This window comes from Arthrobacter sp. JCM 19049, from assembly GCF_001310435.1.
In genome coordinates, this window is the sequence record NZ_BAXF01000724.1 from 1 (window position 1) to 876 (window position 876).

At 69.1% G+C, this 876-nt stretch carries 1 protein-coding gene and 1 pseudogene; one reads left to right on the forward strand and one right to left on the reverse strand.

What is annotated here, in order from left to right; all coding sequences use genetic code 11:
- Nucleotides 1-121 precede the first annotated feature (121 nt).
- Nucleotides 122-517, forward strand: coding sequence for a 4-carboxymuconolactone decarboxylase (gene pcaC, locus JCM19049_RS15800; protein WP_054822026.1), 396 nt, complete (start codon nucleotides 122-124; stop codon nucleotides 515-517).
- Nucleotides 518-556: 39 nt separating this feature from the next.
- On the opposite strand, the pseudogene JCM19049_RS15805 reads toward pcaC, so the two are convergent.
- Nucleotides 557-876 (reverse strand): annotated as a pseudogene (locus tag JCM19049_RS15805) (hypothetical protein); the annotation flags it as partial.

An 876-nucleotide genomic window follows, 5' to 3' on the forward strand; every position in this document is an offset into this window, starting at 1 on the left:
GCCCCGCGGGGCCGCTGCGCCATCATTGAGAGCGTCGCCCACCTGGCCCCGGCCGAGGACCCGCAGGCCACCGCGCGCCAGCTGAGCGCCTTCTTCACCGCCAACTAGCAAAGGTTTGACCATGACAGATTCACAGCGCCTGCCCGGGGACACCTATGATGCCGGGATGGCGGTCCGCCGTGAGGTGCTCGGCCACGAGCACGTGGACCGGGCCAGCAGCACCTCGAACGAGTTCACCGATGAATTCCAGGAAATGATCACCCGCTACGCCTGGGGCACGATCTGGACCCGCGAGGGCCTGCCGCGCACCACCCGCAGCGCCATCACCCTGACCGCCATGATCGCCGGCGGCTACTGGGAGGAGCTGGAGATGCACGTGCACGCGGCCCTGCGCAACGGGATGACGCCCGAGCACATCAAGGAAGTGTTCCTGCAAAGCGCCATCTACTGCTCGGTCCCGGCGGCGAACGTGGCCTTCAAGATCGGCAAGAAGGTCCTGGCCGAATACCAGCAGTAGCACAGCGGTCCTCAGGCCGAGGACCGGACCCGGACCCAGTCATCCGGCCCGGACCGGCATCGTCCAGCACCCAGCGCTGCGCCTGCCCGACCAGCGCCGTTTCGTCCCGCAGCCAGTAGGTGACATCGGGTCCCAGCCGGCGATGAGCGAGGCGGTGTGCTCATCCACCGGGACCACTTCCCCGGCGGTGGCCAGGTACCCGGCAATGCTCAGGTGCACGCCCGCGTAGTCCCGGGCCACCGCCGAGAAGTCCGGGATCACCCAGCGCCCGTCGCGCCCGGTGGTATCAAACCAGTCGCGGCGGCGCAGCGCGGTGACCTCCAGCGGTACTGGCGGCACAGCCGGCCCAGCTGTTGGGC